This window comes from Mucilaginibacter sp. AK015 (genome assembly GCF_014200785.1).
GTDB lineage: Bacteria > Bacteroidota > Bacteroidia > Sphingobacteriales > Sphingobacteriaceae > Mucilaginibacter.
Map to the genome: position 1 here is coordinate 54,748 of NZ_JACHCV010000003.1, position 16,118 is coordinate 70,865.

General features: G+C 45.0%; 12 protein-coding genes. 2 read left to right on the forward strand and 10 right to left on the reverse strand.

From position 1 onward, the window contains the following. Window positions 1-60: 60 nt before the first annotated feature. Entirely contained in the window at window positions 61-2,907 is a 2,847-nt protein-coding gene (uvrA, locus tag HDC91_RS12565) for an excinuclease ABC subunit UvrA (RefSeq protein ID WP_183552666.1), read from the reverse strand. A 326-nt stretch (window positions 2,908-3,233) separates the two neighbouring features. Continuing rightward, window positions 3,234-4,025, reverse strand: coding sequence for a lytic transglycosylase domain-containing protein (locus HDC91_RS12570; protein WP_255476722.1), 792 nt, complete (start codon window positions 4,023-4,025; stop codon window positions 3,234-3,236). A gap of 221 nt (window positions 4,026-4,246) precedes the next feature. Here HDC91_RS12570 and HDC91_RS12575 point away from each other — a divergent pair, with 221 nt between their 5' ends. Together HDC91_RS12575 and HDC91_RS12580 are read left to right on the forward strand one after the other, a co-directional pair. Next, complete coding sequence (locus HDC91_RS12575; RefSeq protein ID WP_183552668.1) at window positions 4,247-5,662, forward strand: pseudouridine synthase; 1,416 nt, start codon at window positions 4,247-4,249, stop codon at window positions 5,660-5,662. 284 nt (window positions 5,663-5,946) lie between these two features. After that, window positions 5,947-7,080: a lactonase family protein gene (locus HDC91_RS12580; RefSeq protein ID WP_183552670.1), complete on the forward strand. Its 1,134-nt coding sequence runs from the start codon at window positions 5,947-5,949 to the stop codon at window positions 7,078-7,080. 83 nt (window positions 7,081-7,163) lie between these two features. On the opposite strand, the gene HDC91_RS12585 is transcribed toward HDC91_RS12580, so the two are convergent. The 8 genes from HDC91_RS12585 to ileS all read right to left on the reverse strand — a co-directional run bounded on the left by HDC91_RS12585 (window position 7,164) and on the right by ileS (window position 15,756). Next, complete coding sequence (locus HDC91_RS12585) at window positions 7,164-7,658, reverse strand: lipocalin family protein (RefSeq protein WP_183552672.1); 495 nt, start codon at window positions 7,656-7,658, stop codon at window positions 7,164-7,166. Between the two features lie 78 nt (window positions 7,659-7,736). Continuing rightward, entirely contained in the window at window positions 7,737-8,870 is a 1,134-nt protein-coding gene (bshA, locus tag HDC91_RS12590; RefSeq protein ID WP_183552674.1) for an N-acetyl-alpha-D-glucosaminyl L-malate synthase BshA, read from the reverse strand. A 181-nt stretch (window positions 8,871-9,051) separates the two neighbouring features. After that, entirely contained in the window at window positions 9,052-9,462 is a 411-nt protein-coding gene (locus tag HDC91_RS12595) for a hypothetical protein (RefSeq protein WP_183552676.1), read from the reverse strand. A gap of 87 nt (window positions 9,463-9,549) precedes the next feature. Continuing rightward, window positions 9,550-9,789, reverse strand: coding sequence for a hypothetical protein (locus HDC91_RS12600; RefSeq protein WP_183552678.1), 240 nt, complete (start codon window positions 9,787-9,789; stop codon window positions 9,550-9,552). A 109-nt stretch (window positions 9,790-9,898) separates the two neighbouring features. Beyond that, window positions 9,899-10,591, reverse strand: coding sequence for an SIMPL domain-containing protein (locus tag HDC91_RS12605; protein WP_183552680.1), 693 nt, complete (start codon window positions 10,589-10,591; stop codon window positions 9,899-9,901). A gap of 797 nt (window positions 10,592-11,388) precedes the next feature. Continuing rightward, on the reverse strand, window positions 11,389-11,994 hold the full coding sequence (locus tag HDC91_RS12610) for a lipoprotein signal peptidase (RefSeq protein ID WP_183552682.1): 606 nt from the start codon (window positions 11,992-11,994) through the stop codon (window positions 11,389-11,391). Then, window positions 11,995-12,372, reverse strand: coding sequence for a TraR/DksA C4-type zinc finger protein (locus tag HDC91_RS12615; protein WP_129878235.1), 378 nt, complete (start codon window positions 12,370-12,372; stop codon window positions 11,995-11,997). Beyond that, window positions 12,373-15,756: an isoleucine--tRNA ligase gene (ileS, locus tag HDC91_RS12620; RefSeq protein WP_183553485.1), complete on the reverse strand. Its 3,384-nt coding sequence runs from the start codon at window positions 15,754-15,756 to the stop codon at window positions 12,373-12,375. Between the last annotated feature and the right edge of the window lie 362 nt (window positions 15,757-16,118).

Below are 16,118 nucleotides of genomic sequence, written 5' to 3' on the forward strand. Positions count from 1 at the left end.
GATCCACGCATTTCGAATCGGCCATAAAAGGTTTGATATCCTTTAGTATGACAAATTTTATTACTTCACCCCCATTTCCTTTTTCAAAAACTGGCCGGTAAAGCTGTCTTTAACTTTGCATAAACCCTCGGGGGTACCACTGAACAGGATTTTACCGCCGCCAGAGCCGCCTTCAGGGCCAAGATCGATAACATGGTCAACAACCTTTATCACATCCAGGTTATGCTCTATCACCAGCACGGTGTTGCCTTTATCAACCAATTGGTTAATAACGCCAAGCAAAACATTAATATCCTCGAAATGCAGGCCGGTTGTTGGTTCATCCAGTATGTAAAAAGTATTACCTGTATCCTTTTTGCTCAGTTCGGTAGCAAGTTTTACACGCTGTGCCTCGCCGCCCGATAGGGTGGTTGACGATTGCCCCAAGGTGATATAGCCTAACCCCACATCAAACAAGGTTTTCACTTTGCGATAGATGGATGGGATATGCTCAAAAAATGGAGTGGCATCTTCAATGCTCATATCCAGCACATCGCTGATGGATTTGCCACGATACCGTACTTCCAGCGTTTCGCGGTTATAACGCCTGCCGCCGCATTCTTCGCATGGCACCTGCACATCGGGTAAAAAGTTCATCTCGATAACCTTTTGGCCTGCGCCCTGGCAGGTTTCGCAGCGGCCCCCTTTTACGTTGAACGAGAAACGGCCCGGCTTGTACCCCCTTATCCTTGACTCCGGCAGCGCAACAAACAGGTTACGTATATCCGAGAAAACGCCGGTGTAAGTAGCGGGGTTCGATCGCGGTGTACGGCCAATGGGTGTCTGGTCTATTTCGATAACTTTATCAATATGCTCCAGCCCTTCAATTTTATCGTATGGCAGCGGATGCTTTTTAGCACGGAAGAAATGGTGGTTCAATATCGGGTACAGGGTTTCGGTTATCAAACTTGATTTACCGCTGCCCGATACCCCGGTTACACCGATCAGTTTACCCAATGGGAAATCAACGGATACCTTCTTTAAATTATGCCCCGTAGCCTTTTTAAGACTTAACGTTTTACCGTTACCTTCCCGGCGCTTTTTGGGTATAGCGATCTCTTTTTCGCCGTTTATGTACGATGTGGTTAACGTATGCTTAGCCATTAATTCGGCAGGTGTGCCCTCGGCTACAATAGTACCGCCATGTACCCCTGCAGCCGGGCCCATGTCAATTACGTGGTCGGCTTCCAGTATCATATCTTTATCGTGCTCCACCACCAAAACAGTGTTACCCAGGTCGCGCAGGTTTTTAAGGGCGTTTATCAGGCGTTCGTTATCGCGCTGGTGCAAGCCGATGCTTGGTTCGTCCAATATATACATCACGTTCATCAGCTGCGACCCTATCTGCGTAGCCAGCCTGATACGCTGCGCTTCGCCGCCCGATAAGGTTTTGGCGGTGCGGTCTAAAGTTAAATAGCTGAGGCCGACATCCAGCAAAAAGCCGATGCGCGCACGGATCTCTTTCAGTATTTCTTTAGCGATAACATTCTGGCGCTCGTTCAGCCTTTCTTCTAAACCGGTGTACCACTTATCCAGCGTGGTAATATCCATGCAGGCTAACTCAAAAATATTCTTTTCGTCAACCTTAAAATGGAGCGATTCTTTTTTGAGCCTTGCACCATCGCAAACCGGGCAGGTACGCAGTACACGGTAGTTTTCCATATCGTCCATACCCTCGTCGTTGCGGCGTTCCTGCTGCTCTTCCAGCATGCGGATGATACCGTCAAAGGTTATCTGGTAGCTTTGAACGTTCCATTTATTATACTCAACCGCCACAGTTATCATATCGGGCGATCCGTTCAGGATAATGTCCAGCTGCTCGCGGGTTAGTTTTTCTATGGGGGTGCTCAGGCTAAACTCATATTTTTTAGCCAGGGCTTTCAGCACCTGGAAGATCCAGGTCTCGCGGTACTCGCCTATCGGCGCTAATCCACCGTTAATAATACTCAGTTTAGGGTTTGGCACTACCGATGCCTCGTCAACTTCGAAAATATAGCCTAAGCCGTTACACTTTTCGCAGGCGCCATAGGGCGAGTTGAACGAGAAGGTGTTTGGCTGCGGTTCGTCATACGAGATGCCCGACACCGGGTCCATCAGGTATTTACTGAAGTACGATACATTGTTATCCTTATCCGCGATACGGATAATGCCCTTAGCAATTTTAAGTGCCGATTGCACCGAGGTGTATAACCTTTTGCTATCAGCCTCGCTCACCACCAGGCGGTCAACCACAATATCAATGTCGTGTATCTTATAACGGTCTACCTGCATTTTGGCTTCCACATCGGCAATAGCGCCATCAATGTAAACCTTTAGGTAGCCCTGCTTGCGTATTTGCTCAAAAAGCTCGCGGTAATGGCCTTTACGGGCCTTTACCACCGGCGCCAGTATATTTACCGGCTGCCCGTCAAACTTTTCTAAAATGGTTTTCAGGATCTGCTCCTCGCTCATGCGCTCCATTTTCTCGCCGGTAGTGTATGAGTAAGCTTCGCCGGCCCGGGCAAAAAGCAAGCGCATAAAATCGTATATCTCAGTAATGGTACCAACGGTACTGCGGGGGTTTTTGCTGGTAGTTTTTTGCTCGATGGCTATCACCGGACTAAGCCCCGATACCTTATCCACATCAGGCCGTTCCATACCGCCCATAAACTGGCGCGAGTAAGCCGAAAATGTTTCCATGTACCGGCGCTGCCCCTCGGCATAAATGGTGTCAAACGCTAACGACGACTTACCGCTGCCGCTAAGCCCGGTTATTACAACCAGCTTATTGCGCGGAAAGGAAACATCGATATTTTTTAAATTATGTACCCGGGCACCATAAACTTCAACTTCACTTTGCTCGCCCAGGTCTAATGTTTTTTCGCTCATATATTCTTCAGAAAACAAGACAGATACGGCTTAGTTTTTGGTTGGCCGCGTAATTACTAAAAAAGTTCGCAAATATACATAAAAGTGGCGGTGATTTAAAGGGTTAGCATGGTGATGGAGGTACCGGTTAATGTAAAAATTTCCACATCCATCAATCCGTTGGCGGGCCTTTTGACGCCTCGTTGCTGGCAACGGAGTGTTACTCTTTCTTTCGCTTTTTATCAAATGATAAAAGCTTTTCCCGTGTTCAGGTGAAGGTTTTATAACGTAAAAAAGCCACCCCGCCTGGGATGGCCTTTAAAAGTGCTCCGTAATATTAAATTACTTTAATTGTTGTATGCTACCGAATATGGCAGTGGCTTTTGCATATAGCTATAAAAGTTTTTATAGCCGTACTTTTCGGGGTTGTTGATGATCTCCTTCATCGCTATAAGTTTGTAAACGTACGATCCGGTTTCGCGGTTGAGGCTCATGCGGAAGTAGTTATCCTCATTTTGCCTGTCCATGGCCCTTTCCAGTTTAACCGAACCATTGTTGTAGGCTGCGGCCGCCAGCGTCCAGCTGTTAAATTCGCCGTAAAGCTCTTTAATGTATTTACAAGCGGCTATGGTTGATTTACGAACGTTCAAACGCTCATCTTTACCGTGCCCTACCTTTAAACCATATGAGCGCGCGGTGCCCGGCATAAACTGCCAGATGCCCCTTGCCCCTTTTGGCGATGTACCAGACTGTAAACCCGACTCTACCAGCGGTACGTACTTAAAATCTTCGGGGATACCGTAAAACTTTAAGATAGGCTCGATGATAGGGAAAAGCTTATCGGCTTTTGAATGCAGAACGTTCGACTGAACGTTTTTGTACCTGTGCTTCGCTATTGATTTTTTTAATTTAAAATCTACTTTTTTGTCGTTTACCGGTATGGCTTCGTCGGCAAAACTATAGGCTTCTTCAAAGTCGTCGGCGGGCTTGCTGAACAGTAAATTTGAAGGCGTGTAAGCGATATGTTTTGCAGGAAATACCGGGTTGGTACTGAAAATGTTAAGACTGGAAATGATAACCAGCACCAAGATTACGGAGCACGTAATTAAGTGTTTTTTAGTCATTTCAATTTTACTCATTAATTAAACATTTTGGTATGATGTGCCGCAAAGGTACGTTATATAAAGCAGATTATCAAACACTTATATTATACTTAGTGTTTCGGGCATTTTAAAACAGGCCGAAAATCGACGTTTAAAGCGCTTTAAACCTGCTTTTTGGACTTGATTAAAAAGTTGTTTTTTTGGTTAATTTGTAGTACTTTTGCCCCTCACGCTGCGAAAGCGCAAAACAAAAAAATATGGTATTTAAAAGACCAGCAGGTAGTCGCGACGACAAGCCCGACAAATCACAGGGCCGCTCAAAAAGTGGTGGCGAAAACACCAAAAGACCATCATTTTCCAGCACGGGAAAATCCTTTGGCGCAGGTCGCGCAGATGGCAAAAAAAATTTCTCTACAGATAAAAGAGGATCTGCCTATTCAAAACCCAATACCGGTAAACCAGATGCTGACGGCACCGAAAGGCCACGCAAAAGTTATGGACAAGCCTCGTCATTCGGCGGTGGCGACAAAAGATCATTTTCGCCAAAAGGCAAGCCTTACAGCGGCCGCCCAACAGATAGCGACCGCCCAAAACGCAGCTATGGCGATGCGCCACAAGGCGACCGTAAAACTTTTAGCCCACGCGATAAACCTTACAGCGGCCGCCCACAAACCGGCGACAGCGAAGGTGGCAGTTATAAAAAGCCAGGCTTAGGCCCGGCATCATACGGCCCTCGTAAAAATCCGTCATCGTTAGATAAGCCCTTTAACAGGCGCCCTGCCGGTACCGATGGGCCAAAGAAAAGCTTCGGTGAGAAGAAATTTGCAGGCACACGCGGCGGCAAAAAAGATTTTCCAAGCACATCTACAGGTTTCCGTAAGAGCGAAAACGATAATGCACCATCAAAACCTACCATGCGCGGGCGTAAGAACCCGGTGGTTAGGGCTAAGGATGATGGCCTGATACGCCTTAACCGTTACATTGCCAACGCAGGTATATGCAGCCGCCGCAAAGCCGATGAGCTGATAGCCGCGGGGGTAGTATCGGTAAACGGCGAAGTGATATCTGAACTGGGCCACAAGGTTGACCCGCTTAAGGACCTGGTGCGTTATAACGGCGAGGCTTTAAAACGCGAGAAAATGGTTTATGTATTGCTAAATAAGCCAAAAGATTATATCACCACAACCGACGACCCGCAGGAACGCCGCACGGTTATGCACCTGGTTGAGAAAGCCAGCAGAGAACGCATATACCCGGTGGGCCGACTTGACCGCAACACCACAGGCTTATTGTTGATGACCAACGACGGCGACCTGGCCGACAAACTATCGCACCCGCGTAACAGCGTGACCAAACTTTACCTGGTAGAGCTTAACAAGGCGCTTAGCCAGGGCGATCTTAACAAAATTGAGTTTGGCATTGAGTTGGAAGATGGCATAATAAAACCTGATAGCGTATCGTATGTTGCTGGCGGCACAAAAAAGGAAATAGGCATACAGATACATAGCGGTAAAAACCGCATTGTGCGCCGCATTTTCGAATCGCTGGGGTATGACGTGGTAAAGCTTGACCGGTCGGTTTACGCTAACCTTACCAAAAAAGACCTTCCGCGTGGCAGGTGGAGATACCTGGACGAAAAGGAAGTGATACAACTAAAGCATTTAATAAAATAACAACAGTAAAGGCATCATGTAAGTGATGCCTTTATTGTTGTAGGGCTTTGTGCAGCCCGATGTATATAGGCAGCTCATCCTAACGGTTGCCACACTATCCGCAACTACGGATTCGCTTTGATAAATGGCTATTAGCGCGATTGAGCAGACAAATCTTTATATTCCCCTTTTCAATGCATCATCCATTAAACCTATTCGTGCATCACCCTGTCTTACACATAATTAATAAGTAGTGTTATCTTTTTTAATCATTTTATTAACTTGCACTTATAAACCAATTACGAATGAAAAAATCTCTGTTGATGATAGCAATGCTTCTGCCTATAATAACATATGCTCAAAAAAAACCGGCATCGCCCAAAAGTTTCGACCTTATTGTGGGCGCTTATACCAGCGGTTCCAGTAAAGGGATTGCTGTTTACCGTTTTTATACCGAAACCGGCAGACTGGCCTACTTAAGCCAGATAGATGATGTAAGCAACCCATCGTACCTTACCGTATCAAATAACAATAAGTTTGTTTATGCTGTTAACGAGAACGATAACGGCGAGGTAAGCTCGTTCTCGTTTGAGCCAAAAACCGGTAAGCTAACATTTATCAATAAAGTATCTACCCTGGGTGGCGCGCCGTGCTATATTTCGGTAGACAAAGATCAGAAGAACCTTTTTGTAGCCAATTACTCGGGCGGTAACATTGCAGTGCTGCCTATAAACGAAGACGGATCTATTGCGCCCGCCGTACAAACTATTAAAGATGACGGCCATAGCGTTAATAAAGAGCGCCAGGAAAAAGCGCACGTACATACCGCGGTATTATCGCCCGATGAAAAATATGTATTGTATACCGATCTTGGTACCGATAAAATTAACATCACCAAATACAAAGGTGGCAAAAGCAACCCTATAGTACCTGCAAAGCCTGCCTTTGTAAGCGTAAAACCCGGCTACGGCCCGCGCCACCTGGCTTTTTCGAACAATAAAAAAACCATGTACCTGATAACCGAAATGGGCAGCACAGTGGTAGTATTTGATTATAATAACGGCAAACTAAAACAACGCCAGGACATAAGCCTGTTACCTGATGGTTTTAAGGGAGAGACCGGCGCTGCCGATATTCATGTTTCGCCAAACGGCAAATTCCTGTACGCTACAAATCGCGGCGATGCCAATGATATATCTGTATTTGCCATCAATCAGGAAAATGGCGAACTAACATTTATAGAGCGTAAGCCATCAGGCGGTAAAGGCCCGCGCAATTTTGTGATTGATCCTACAGGACAATACTTGTTAGTAGCCCATCAAAACAGCGATAACATTACCGTTTATAAGATAGATGAAAATACCGGTAGAATTACCAGCACCGTTGCACGCATTACCATTGGTAACCCTGTTTGTTTAAAGTTTGCCCCGGCGATGTAATTAAAAAATAAAATTTAGCCGATTAGCAAAGAAGCCGGAGGTGATTTACTTCCGGCTTCTTTTGTTTTTTATCTTTATACAGCTTACTGGGCTTTGGTAAACGAATAAATTATATAGCCATTACTGTTACCTATTGCTACAGGCGATCGCAGGGTCATGGTAGCGTTATCGATAACACCGATATCTAAACGATAACCTTCCTGTACGTTTTTGGCCTTATCGCCTTCGTAAAGTTTTTTAAATTGAAACTGCGTACCGGTGGCGCCGTTAAATACCGACCAAAAAATGGTTTGCGAGGTTCCGTTGGTTAATGTGTAAATACCATTACCACTGTTGGTAAATTTCCAGGTACTGCCTACAAATGCATCAGGCGATGCCTGGTCAAATACATTCTGCACAGCGCCGGGTACCAGGCCATCGTAAGTTACGTTGGTTAATGTCCAGGTGCCTACAAACTTCCCGCGTGATACATTAGCTGATGATGTTGCGCCCGAATTTGTGTTTTGAGGTGTTGAGCAAGCCGAGAAAATAAAGGTAAGGGCTAAAATTGCAATTGATGTTTGAAATATCTTTTTCATGGTTGATGGTATATGATATGTGTTTTAATTGGTATATAAACACAAATCAGGCCAAAAGGTTATGGTAATAATATAATATTACTGCTTGCTGCGCTCAATAACCTCCTGATAATAATTTTCATATAAAGGCATGATATTCGATAGTTCCAGCTCTTTGGCACGGGCAAGGGCATTATCCTTAAACTGGTTTAACCTGCCTTCGTCCTCCAATATATAAATAGCTTTTTCGGCCATGCCATCAACATCGCCTACATCCTTTAAAAAACCTGTAATACCTTCAAGGTTCAGTTCGGGTAAGCCACCTGCATTGCTGCTTATAACAGGCACCTTGCAAGCCATAGCCTCTAAAGCGGCAAGCCCGAAACTTTCAGACTGCGACGGCATCAGGAACAGGTCGGAGACGGAAAGGATCTCTTCAATAGCATCCTGCTTACCTAAAAAGCGTACGTGCTCGGCAATGCCCAGGTCGCGACTCAACTGTTCGCATACTGATCGCTCGCCGCCATCGCCCACCATTAATAATTTAGATGGTATCTTTTCTACCACTTTAGCAAACATCTTTATTACATCCTCGGTACGCTTTACCTTACGAAAGTTTGATGTATGCACCAGCACTTTTTCGCCGTTAGGCGCAATGGCCTTTTTAAAATGATCTTTAGCTTTTAGGCTAAAGCGTGTAAGGTCAATAAAATTTGGTATCACCTTAATATCCTGTTCAATATCAAAGTATTTGTAGGTATCTTGTTTCAGGTATTCTGATACCGCTGTTACCCCGTCAGATTTGTTTATTGAAAATGTTACCACCGGCTTATAGGTACTATCCTGCCCTACCAACGTAATATCAGTACCATGCAGCGTAGTTATAAACGGTATTGAAATGCCATAAGTAGCCAGTATTTGTTTGGCCATAAATGCCGCGGAGGCATGGGGTATGGCGTAATGTACGTGCAGCAGGTCGAGCTGTTCAAATCTTACCACGTCAACAAGCCGGCTGGCTAATGCCAGTTCATAAGGCGGGTAATCAAACAACGGATACTGTGACACCGACACTTCGTGATAAAAAAGGTTTTCCGAAAAAAAATCGAGGCGCGCGGGCTGGTTATAGGTAACAAAATGTATCTGATGCCCCCTGGCTGCAAGGGCTTTCCCTAATTCTGTAGCAACAACCCCGCTCCCGCCAAAGGTGGGATAACAAACTATTCCTATTTTCATTTTACTAAATGCGTTTTAGGCCTCAACAACGTTAATTTATTTAACACTGATAATCAGCATGCAAGTTTAACAGCTATTTATTGTAAAAGTGTTAGCCCTATGTAAAATGATTGAACGGTATGATGAAGAGGCAAAAGATGTAGAACAAAAGACAAACAGGTTGCTACCCCTGGTGCATCTGCTAAACTACACCCGCCATCAGCTTGATTAACGAGGCGTTCAGCAGGTTGTTTATAGCATTAAGGGCTGTGTTGCCTTTTGTCTCTTTTTGCAAATCGGCGTGATATATCATGTGGTGCACACCCAAAACTTTAAGGGTTGCATCTGCGGTAACACTCTCATTGCGTTTATAGCAGCAAATTTTGATGTGTTTATAAAACGGATTGGTTTGCAAACGACGCAGCACCCTTTCTATATGATGGGTCATGTGTGCATGGTGAAACAGGATGACGTCGGGCTTAAGTTCATGTATAGTCGGAAATATAGCGGTGATTACCGAAATGTGTTTCACGTTATCGTACTCGGCCAGCAACTGGTCGGGAAAAGCTTCCGGGGCCACCAAAAGCACTTTCTTTGAACGGGTACCTATCATGCTCAAACCGTTTGGGGGACACGAAGATAAAATGTATATTTTACAATATCAACCCCCATTGAGCAAAAAATAATATTTAATTACCTGTTAATGAACGGGTCGCGCGTTTGAAGTGTCGCTGGCCCCATGGCCCGCAGGGTCGGCATTACCGGCATTGGTACTATCCATTTTTGTAGAATCTGCCGCGTGGGTATTCCCCGGATCGCCCGTGCCGGCCTTTGCAACAGTATCCTGGGTACCGCCCAATGTGGCGTTACTACGATCTTTACAAGCGGTTACCGATGCCGTTAAAAGCGCTGCTATTGTTATATATTTTAAAGCTTTCATATTTGTATTTTTATTGGTAACATCCCCATAAATTAAATGTTTGGCAATAAACAAAAACAGCCCCCGCAATTATCGTTGCGAGGGCTGCTTATCCTATATAGCGGGTTGATTATTTTATCTCGAACACGGCGTTTATCTGAAAACTCAGTTTTATCTTTTTGAAATCGATATCCGACTCAGGCACCGCTGCATCAGCCGCGGCCGACTTGAACATCACGTTAGCGTACATACGGGGCTGAGGGAAACTGCTGTTATCGCTCTCGGTAATATTCAACGCGCTGCCCAGTTTATCGCCTAAACCGTTTACCAGGAACGCGGCTTTATCCCGTGCCGCAAGTAAGGCCTTCAGCTTCAGTTGGTTTTTTATCTCATTAATTTTTGAGTAATCGTAGCTATCAATATTGGTGCTTTGAATGCCCTTGGGGTCCAGTTTGCTCATGATCTGGTTAAACTTGTTTAAGTCGCGAAACTTAACGCCGTATTGCTTGCTGGCCAAAAAGTCGGGGTTCTTCTTCTTCTCAGTTTCATAATTCCATGATGAGAGGTTGTTAATGGTAAAGTCTTCCTTTGCAATACCGGCCTCGGCAATAGCTTTCTCCAACTGAGCCTCTAACTGGCTAATGGTAACCTTCTTTTTCCCGTTAAGATATTCTTTAAGAGCGATAGATACATTGATAATATCGGGGGTAACCTCCTGTTCGGCAATGCCGGTAACTTCAATTTTGCGGCGCATGTCGGCGTTTTGTGCAAATGCTCCAAATGTGGTGGCGAATAAAGCGGCTAATAAAAATAACTTTTTCATAAGTATTAAATAAGTATATAGTGTGTAGAGTTAATTACGTATCAAAAGTTTAATTTGAAACATACATAAAGACATAATGTGTAACCTGTATCGGCACGGTGTGTTTTAATAAGTTGATAATAAAGGTATAAGGGCTGAAATATTTAATAATTGCACAAACCCATTCCTAACGAAGAACTGGCCAGTGCCTCAATGCACGCTAGTCCGCTCATTGCCGCGGAAGGCTACTTGTTTTTCGCTGTTGTTTGTTTTTTTAAGGTGCTCAAGAGGGCTTCGCCGTTTTGTCTTGAAACAAAAGAAGCAAAAATTCAAGTCAGAGCGATGCTTCAGCCCGCCCTGCCGGTTCTTAACGCTTTGTTCTCGATTGTTCGCTGTGCTCCAATCCATTGAGAAAAGCTAAACCGTCATTCCCACTATACACCCGGCCCGCTCACTCTGACAGGAGGCCCTCCGCTCAAAAACGAGCCCGACAAACCTAACATAACTCAAAATGCGGCATTGGCCTGTTCGGGTAGTACAGGCATTGCTAAAGCACTACCTTTCACAGAACAGGGCGCAGCCGCGACTTTTCTTTGGTTACTTTCTTTTGAGAGAAAAGAAAGTAACATCCACTGACGATCATATAACACAAACACATTCCTAACGAAGAACAAAACGTATCGATTCACCGCGTTCCCTCCCAACCCTGGCCTTTAAGCACATGGTTTGATAAATAGTTTGTATTTGCTTTATACATATTTACTATAAAGCAAAAAGCCTCCCGTTTACCGGAAGGCTTTAAATATTATTAGAAGGTGTTACTCCTCCACCATTTCGCTATTAGGATTGCTTTCTTCGGGCACCTGCTGTTTAAAGTAGCGCTTTTGATTTAGCAGTATCATGATAACACCAATGGATATTGATGCATCGGCCAGGTTAAATACCGGCCGGAAGAAAATGTACTCCTGCCCACCCCACACCGGCACCCAATGCGGGAATTGCCCTGTTAACAGCGGGAAGTAAAACATATCAACAACACGCCCATGAAACAAGCTTGCGTAGTTATAAATTACGCCATAAAAGGTAGAATCAATGATATTACCTAGCGCGCCTGCCAGTATCAGGGCTACCATCATAATTAAACCACGATGATATTTATGCTTTATCAGGAACACAAGCGCATAACCAATGCCACAAACGGCCACAATACGGAATAGCGTTAAAGCCAGTTTGCCGAACTCGCCGCCCAGCTCCATGCCAAAGGCCATACCGTTATTTTCGGTATAGTGCAACATGCCCCGGTTACCTAAAAAGCGTATCTCTTCGCCCAAGAACATATGGCCCCTAACCCAGATCTTGATGATCTGGTCGAGTAAAATGATAAATGCTGCGGTTAAAAAAGGTTTTGTATAAGCAGCCTTCATTTATTGCTTTAATTTAGCTTCCATAGTAAGCGTTGTGTGCGGAACAGCACGCAGGCGCTCTTTTGGAATAAGCTTACCGGTTTCGCGGCAAATGCCATAGGTTTTGTTTTCGATACGAACCAAAGCGGCTTCTAACTGCTCAATAAATTTCTTCTGGCGGGCAGCCAATTGGTTTATCTGTTCTTTCTCCAACGTCGCAGATCCATCCTCCAGCGTTTTATAAGTACCGGCAGTATCATCCGTACCGTTCGCGTTAGGCGAACTTAATGAAGTAGCCAGTGCGCTCAACTCTTCTTTAGAGCTGCGTAATTTTTCAAGTAATAGGTCCTTGAATTCTTTTAATTCCGAATCAGAATACCTTGTTTTTTCGTTTTCCATTTAACTTTTACTTATAGCGATCAAAATTTCATTCTCATCAATCACGACCTTAACGCCTTCAGATAGCTGATTATCAAGCACAAGGCTGTCTGCTAAAATTTCGGCGCAAATATATGATAAATTATTTTCCAGTGCTTTCCAGATACCGGGGCCGCAACTCACACTTACGTTTATGCGGTCGGTTACTTCTAATCCTTTATCCTTACGGTTATTTTGTATACGGTTTACAAATTCCCTTGCAATACCCTCCTCTTTCAACTCATCGGTTATCGTAACATCTAAAGCCACGGTTAGTTTTCCTAAATTTGCAACCTGCCATCCGGGTACGTCTTCTGCTATAATTTCCACGTCCGAAAGTAGTATCGAGTGTTTAGCATCAAGTATCAGGATAGAGCCGTTTGTTTCCAATTCGGTTATCTGTTCCTGATCAAACCCAGTAATAGCAGTGGCCACATCTTTCATATCCTTTCCTACCTTGGCGCCCAAAGCTTTAAAGTTGGGTTTTATCTTTTTCTTGATAAAACCGGCAGCATCAGTAATATATTCAATATCCTTAATGTTGGTTTCTGATAGGATCAGCTCCTTCACCTTCTCTATCTGTGCTTTAAATTTCTTATCCAGTATCGGCAATAAAATCTTGCTCAACGGCCGGCGCACAGGCACCTCTATTTTTTTACGAAGCGATAACACCAGTGATGAAATATCCTGCGCTAATTGCATACGTTCTTCAAGGGCGGTATCCACCAGATCGTTATGATACTCGGGATAGTAAGCCAGGTGTACCGATTCAAATTCCTCTTTGCCGGTAACACTGTTCAGGTCGGTATATAAACGCTCGGCAAAGAATGGGGCTATGGGCGACATTAATTTGCTGATGGTGATCAGACAGGTATAAAGCGTTTGGTACGCCGAGAGCTTATCTTCAGAGTTATCTGACCGCCAGAAACGGCGGCGACTTAGCCTGATGTACCAGTTGCTAAAGTGAGCGTCAACAAATTCTTGTATGGCACGGGCCGCTTTGGTTGGTTCAAAATCGGCGTAATAGCCATCAACCTCTTTGCTAAGGGTGTTTAACAGCGATATTATCCAGCGGTCAAGTTCGGGGCGGTCCGCTATCGCTATTTCCGCTTCTTCATACTTAAACTTATCGATGTTGGCATAAAGCACAAAGAACGAGTAAGTATTGTACAACGTACCAAAAAACTTACGGCGAACCTCGTCCAGCCCTTCGATATTAAATTTCAGGTTATCCCATGGGGCCGCGTTGCTGATCATGTACCAGCGGGCAGCGTCGGCGCCAAACTGCTCGATGGTCTCAAACGGATCTACGCCATTGCCCAAACGTTTTGACATTTTGTTGCCGTTCTTGTCAAGCACCAAACCGTTTGATACCACGTTCTTGAAAGCTACACCTTTGTTGCCTACCTGCTCGTTAATGGCTTTTACTTCGTTGCTTGCTTCGCTCAGCATCACCGCAATGGCATGCAGCGTAAAGAACCAGCCACGGGTTTGGTCGACCCCTTCAGCAATAAAATCTGCCGGATAGGCATTTTTAAATTCTTCTTTATTTTCAAACGGAAAGTGCCATTGTGCGTAAGGCATGGCGCCGCTGTCAAACCAAACGTCAATCAGGTCGGGTTCGCGTAGCATGCGTTTGCCTGTGGATGATGTTAATATTACATCGTCCACATAAGGGCGGTGCATGTCTTCCAGTTTAAAGCCCGCAGGCATTAAACCGGCCTCAATCGATCTTTGTATTTCGGCCTTCAGTTCTTCTATCGAACCAATGCACTTTTCTTCTTTGCCATCTTCTTCGCGCCAGATAGGCAGCGGGGTGCCCCAGTAGCGCGAGCGCGACAGGTTCCAGTCCACCAGGTTCTCAAGCCAGTTACCAAAACGGCCTGTACCGGTACTTTCGGGTTTCCAGTTAATGGTTTTGTTCAACGCAACCATTTTTTCTTTCACCGCAGTGGTACGGATAAACCAGCTATCTAAGGGATAGTAAAGTATAGGTTCATCAGAGCGCCACGAATGGGGGTAGCTGTGCTCGTATTTTTTAACGTCGAACGCTTTGTTCTCGGTTTTTAGCTTGATGGAGATCAGTACATCAGTCGGTTTAAATCCTTCCGCTGCACGGTCTTCGTTGGAATAGTATTCTTCTTTTACGTAACGACCGGCAAAATCGGTAACCTCTTCCACAAAGCGGCCCTGTTTATCCACCAAAGGCACATCCTTACCGTTCTCGTCCTTCACCATTACCGATGGCACGTTGTTTTCCTTACATGCCCTAAAGTCATCCGCACCAAAAACAGATGCAGTGTGTACTATACCCGTACCATCCTCGGTAGTAACAAAATCGGCAGGTATCACACGGAAAGCGTTTTCCTCCAATTCAGCATTGGTTACGTACGGCATTAGCTGCTCGTAGTGAATGCCCAGCAGGTCAGTTCCTTTAAACTCGCGGGTCAATGTCCAGGGTATAATTTTATCGCCGCCTTTATAATCTTCGAAAGATGCGTTCTCCCCTTCGGCCTTAAAATATTTTTTCACCAGGTCCTTAGCCAACACCACGCTGATGGGTTCGTAGGTATAAGGATTAAAGGTGCTTATTTGCACATAATTGATGCTTTCGCCAACAGCCAATGCGCAGTTTGACGGCAATGTCCATGGGGTGGTCGTCCAGGCCAGTATAAAAACATCACTGCTAACACCTTCAAATAAAAAGGCGGAATCGTTATCATTCTTTACCTTAAACTGGGCGACAATGGTAGTGTCTTTTACCATTTTGTAGGTGCCCGGCTGGTTCAACTCGTGCGAGCTAAGGCCGGTACCCGATTTTGGTGAGTACGGTTGTACGGTGTAACCCTTGTAAAGCATATCTTTATTGTAAAGCTGCTTTAGTATCCACCAAAGGGTTTCAATGTATTCGTTCTCGTAGGTAATGTACGGGTTTTCAAGATCAACCCAATACCCCATCTTTTCGGTAAGATCATTCCAGATATCGGTATAGCGCATCACCTCCTTGCGGCAGGCATCGTTATATTCCTTTACCGATATTTTTTTACCAATATCATCTTTAGTGATGCCCAAAGCTTTTTCAACAGCAAGTTCAATAGGCAGGCCATGGGTATCCCAGCCGCCTTTGCGTTTAACCTGGTATCCCTTAAGGGTTTTATAACGGCAAAAAATATCTTTGATAGAGCGGGCCATTACGTGGTGAATACCCGGCATACCATTAGCGCTTGGCGGCCCTTCATAAAAGGTATACGGCTTGCTTGCCGGCCTGCTGCTGATACTTTTTGCGAATATGCCGTTCTGTTTCCAGAAATCCAGCACTTCTTTACCTGTTTGCGATAGATTTAACTGCTTATATTCCTTGTACATCAATATGTTCGCCTCGAATTTTAAAGGTTGCAAAAATACGGATTTTTATTATTAAATGATAGTTAATAGGGTAATTATGACGGAGAGATTTTGATAGAATGGGGATTTATCCGGACACGCATGCCGTATACCCTACTTTGCCGGGCTGACTCACCCCCGCCCCCTCTCTGCTGCGCAAAGAGGGGGTATAAACCCTCCTCACCCTCTTTACGCAGTAGAAAGGGTCGCGGGGTGAGCCGCCTTAACGCCGGCACATCGCTTTGCTATTTGCTCACCCGGCCGTTGCTTCGCCCGACCACCCTCTCTCCGCAAGCGGAAAGAGGGTAAGCCTATTTTCTTTTCCACCCTCTTTGCGCAGCAGA

Coding starts and splice junctions, on each gene's coding strand:
- HDC91_RS12585 (WP_183552672.1), bottom strand. CDS start 7,658: ATGAAAAAGATATTTCAAACATCAATTGCAATTTTAGCCCTTACCTTT.
- HDC91_RS12615 (WP_129878235.1), bottom strand. CDS start 12,372: ATGGAAAACGAAAAAACAAGGTATTCTGATTCGGAATTAAAAGAATTC.
- HDC91_RS12575 (WP_183552668.1), top strand. CDS start 4,247: ATGGTATTTAAAAGACCAGCAGGTAGTCGCGACGACAAGCCCGACAAA.
- HDC91_RS12595 (WP_183552676.1), bottom strand. CDS start 9,462: ATGATAGGTACCCGTTCAAAGAAAGTGCTTTTGGTGGCCCCGGAAGCT.
- HDC91_RS12610 (WP_183552682.1), bottom strand. CDS start 11,994: ATGAAGGCTGCTTATACAAAACCTTTTTTAACCGCAGCATTTATCATT.
- ileS (WP_183553485.1), bottom strand. CDS start 15,756: ATGTACAAGGAATATAAGCAGTTAAATCTATCGCAAACAGGTAAAGAA.
- HDC91_RS12600 (WP_183552678.1), bottom strand. CDS start 9,789: ATGAAAGCTTTAAAATATATAACAATAGCAGCGCTTTTAACGGCATCG.
- bshA (WP_183552674.1), bottom strand. CDS start 8,870: ATGAAAATAGGAATAGTTTGTTATCCCACCTTTGGCGGGAGCGGGGTT.
- HDC91_RS12570 (WP_255476722.1), bottom strand. CDS start 4,025: ATGAGTAAAATTGAAATGACTAAAAAACACTTAATTACGTGCTCCGTA.
- uvrA (WP_183552666.1), bottom strand. CDS start 2,907: ATGAGCGAAAAAACATTAGACCTGGGCGAGCAAAGTGAAGTTGAAGTT.
- HDC91_RS12580 (WP_183552670.1), top strand. CDS start 5,947: ATGAAAAAATCTCTGTTGATGATAGCAATGCTTCTGCCTATAATAACA.
- HDC91_RS12605 (WP_183552680.1), bottom strand. CDS start 10,591: ATGAAAAAGTTATTTTTATTAGCCGCTTTATTCGCCACCACATTTGGA.